At 73.5% G+C, this 2771-nt stretch carries 2 protein-coding genes and 1 pseudogene; 2 read left to right on the top strand and 1 reads right to left on the bottom strand.

Annotated elements, in window-relative coordinates; translation table 11 throughout:
• A partial coding sequence (locus F3J10_RS35125) for an MFS transporter (RefSeq protein ID WP_167234900.1) occupies positions 1 to 1427 on the bottom strand: 1427 nt, incomplete at its 3' end.
• 107 nt (positions 1428 to 1534) lie between these two features.
• On the opposite strand from F3J10_RS35125, the gene F3J10_RS35120 reads away from it, so the two are divergent.
• Together F3J10_RS35120 and F3J10_RS35115 are read left to right on the top strand one after the other, a co-directional pair.
• Positions 1535 to 2410 (top strand): LysR family transcriptional regulator, encoded by an 876-nt coding sequence (locus F3J10_RS35120; RefSeq protein WP_025096915.1) that lies wholly within the window; start codon positions 1535 to 1537, stop codon positions 2408 to 2410.
• Between the two features lie 158 nt (positions 2411 to 2568).
• Positions 2569 to 2771: pseudogene (locus tag F3J10_RS35115) on the top strand (hypothetical protein); the annotation flags it as partial.

The raw sequence follows: 2771 nt of genomic DNA, 5'->3' as shown, positions 1-2771 counted from the left end.
TGCGCCGGGTCGCCCGCCAGCAGCCTGGACATGAAGGCCGCGTCGAGCTGCGGCCGCACCTGCGGATGGGCCCACAGCGCCGCCTCCAGCGCACCGTGCGTGCGCGCGGCCAGCACCGCGCCGAGCACGCCGATCGAGGTGACGATGGCCGCGAAGCGCGTGGTGGTGCTGATCCCCGAAGCCATGCCGGTGCGCTCGGGCGGCACGCAGGCCATGATGGCCTTCTGCGTGTCGCCGTTCAGCACGCCGGCGCCGAGCCCCGTCACGACCATCCCGAGCGACACCAGCCCGTAGCCGCCGCCGGCCGCGACGGCCGCCGTCAGCAGGTTGCCGGCGCCCACCAGCAGCAGCCCGGCGGACAGCATCGCGCCGCCCGACAAGCGACGCGACAGGCGCGCGCCGAGGTAGGGCCCGGCCACCATCGCCACCGCGAACGGCAGCATGCCCAGGCCCGCCTGCACGGCGACCCAGCCGAAGGCGTTCTGCAGGTAGAGCGGCAGGAAGGTCATCATCACCTGGGCGCAGGCGGCATAACCGAACATGCCGAGCACGGCGGCCACGAAGCGCGCCTGCGAGAACAGCGCGAGATCGATCATGGCGTGCTCGCGGCGCCGCTCGACCTGCACGAACGCGGCCAACAGCAGCGCGCAGGCCGCGAAGCGCGAGAGCGTCGCGGCGCTGCCCCAGCCGGCGCCCTGGCTGCCGATCAGGGCCCAGATGCCGCTCGCCAGCCCGGTGCCGAACAGCGCGCTGCCGAGCACGTCGACGCGCCTGGCGCCCACGTGGCGCGACTCGCCCACCGCCTTCCAGGCGCAGCCGAGCAGCACCGCGCAGACCGGCAGGTTCAGCAGGAAGATCCAGCGCCAGCCGATCCATTGCGTGATCACGCCGCCCACCAGCGGCGCCACCGTGGTGGCGATGCCCATCGTCATGCCCCAGATCGCCCAGGCGCGGGCCCGCTCGCGCGGCTCGGGAAAGGCATGGGCGATCACCGCCAGCGCGGCGGTCAGCAGCATCGCCGCGCCGATCCCCTTGGCGGCGCGCGCCAGGTTGAGGAACAGCACCGAGGGCGCCAGTCCGCAGGCCAGCGAGGCCGCCGCGAAGGCCAGCAGGCCCAGCAGCATCATGCGCTTGCGGCCGTAGCGGTCGGCCAGCGCGCCCATCGGCAGCAGGCAGGAGGCGAACGACACCATGTAGGCGCTCACCACCCATTCCGCGGCGGCGAAACCGGCGTGGAAGGCCCGCGCGATCGAGGGCAGCGAGACCGCCACGATATTGGTGTCGAGCGTGATCAGCGCGCAGGTGGCCGAGGCCGTCGCCAGCAGGAAGGCCGGCGAGGCGCGCCGCGCGCCGGTGGCGGCCGGTGCCGGCCCGGGTTCGTGTGCTTGCGCGGGGATCGCGTCCCCGCCTGCCTGCCGCGTCGTCATCGTGGTTCCTCCGGATTCCTTGTCGATCGGAGACGATGCTAAGCAACTGGCTATTTCCCGTCGATATCATAAAATCACAACTTCATTCACGAATCGATTAACACACGGTGAAGCTCGAACTGCGCCATGTCCGCTGCGTGCTGGCCGTCGCCGAGCACCTGCATTTCGCGCGCGCCGCCGAGGCGCTCGGCATCGCGCCGCCCTACCTCACCAAGCAGGTCCAGGAGGCCGAGCGCCTGCTGCAGTTCCGGCTGTTCCAGCGCACCCGGCGCTCGGTGGCGCTGACCCCGGCCGGCAGCGCCTACCTGCCCGAGGCAGCCGCCGCGCTGGCCGCGCTCGGGCGCGCCCACGAACTGGGCCAGCGCGCCGAGCGCGGCGAGATCGGCCGGATCCGGGTCGGCTACGTCGGCTCGGCCGCCTTCACCGGCGTGATGCAGCAGGCCGTGATCGGCTTTCGCCGGCTGCGCCCGCAGGTCGACGTGCAGGTGGCCGAGCTGCCGCTGGTCGAGATCCCGGAGATGCTCGACGAGGGCCGGCTCGACCTCGCCTACGTGCGCCCGCCGGTGGCCTGCCCGGAGGGAATCCAGGCGGTGCGCGTGCATGTCGACGAATTCGTGGTGGCCCTGCCCGAAGGCTCGCCGCTGGCCGCCTGCGAGGCGATCCAGCCGCGCCAGTTGCGCGATGCGCGCTTCACGGTGCCCGAACAGGAAGGCGGCATGCTGGAGGTGGCGCGGCGCGGCCGCTTCGCGCCGCAGATCGAATCGCGCCCGGGCCGGCTGGTGGAGGTGATCGCGCGCGTCTCGCTGGGCGACACGGTGGCGATCGTGCCGCGCGCCGTGTTCGACTGCGTGACGCTGGCCGGCGTGGTGTGCCGGCCGCTGGCCGGCAAGCCGGTGCCTTCCGAGATCGCTCTGCTGTTTCGCCGGCACGAGCGCTCGCAGGCGGTGCGCGCCTTCCTGCGCCACGCGCGCGGGGACGGCTGAGGGGCGGCAGCCGCGGCCAGGCCGCGCCCGAGGAAGGCGAACGGGAGGCCAGCCGCCTCGCGCTTTCCCCGCTTGTTCGGCAAGGCGCGGCACGCTTATCATCGGACGATCGCCACGCGGCCCTCGCGGCCGCCGTTTCCTGGACCGGTTCGCTCGCCATGCTCGCGCTCCTGCTGCTGATTCCCCTGTTCGCCGGCCTGGTGGCCGGCACCCGACATGGCGTGCTGGCCGGCCTGGCGGCCGGCGCGGTGGCCGCCATCGCCGAGTTGCTGCTGCTGTCGATCGCCGGCGTGGCCGCGCGCCGGCGCGACGCGAAACAGGCCGCGGCCAGGCAGGCCGCGGCAGCCGACGCCGCCGACCT

The sequence above is a fragment of the Burkholderia sp. Cy-637 genome (genome assembly GCF_011753175.1).
GTDB lineage: Bacteria > Pseudomonadota > Gammaproteobacteria > Burkholderiales > Burkholderiaceae > Burkholderia > Burkholderia gladioli.
The sequence above is the reverse complement of the archived record's forward strand: the minus strand, read 5'-3'. Positions and strand labels throughout refer to the sequence as shown.